Source organism: Buttiauxella sp. S19-1 (genome assembly GCF_022134725.1).
Classification (GTDB): Bacteria; Pseudomonadota; Gammaproteobacteria; order Enterobacterales; family Enterobacteriaceae; genus Buttiauxella; species Buttiauxella ferragutiae.
Map to the genome: position 1 here is coordinate 1 of NZ_JAHWLU010000285.1, position 421 is coordinate 421.

The window sequence follows — 421 nt, forward strand, 5'->3', positions numbered from 1 at the left end:
CCGACTCACTGCGCGGTACCGCAGTTCACACCCTGACGGCGAACGACCAGATAAGCCACGCCACCTGGACCGGCAGCAGCAGTGTGCCAATGCGCGAAGAGCGCTTCACTTATGACCAGAACCTCAATATCACCCGCCGCCAGACCTGGGTGAATGACGTACTGGAAAGCGAAGCCTACCAGCAACAGCAGCATAGCCGGGTCGCATCGCGGGAGCACAAAGCCTGGCGGCACACCACCTCACGCATCAACCCCGACAGCGGGAAACCGGAAGACGGAAAATTTGTCCGGGTGGTGAACGAACACAACATCACCTGGAAATACGATGTTAACGGGCGTCTGGTGGAAAAACTGGTGGATAAAGGCGGCTATCGCCCTCTCCAGTGGCGCTACCGCTGGGATGCCCGAAGCCAGCTCACCGC

At 59.6% G+C, this 421-nt stretch carries 1 protein-coding gene; it reads left to right on the forward strand.

Annotated elements, in window-relative coordinates; all coding sequences use genetic code 11:
- Nucleotides 1-421, forward strand: a 421-nt coding sequence (locus tag MES37_RS24590) for a hypothetical protein (protein WP_237932849.1), incomplete at both ends; no start/stop codon positions are given.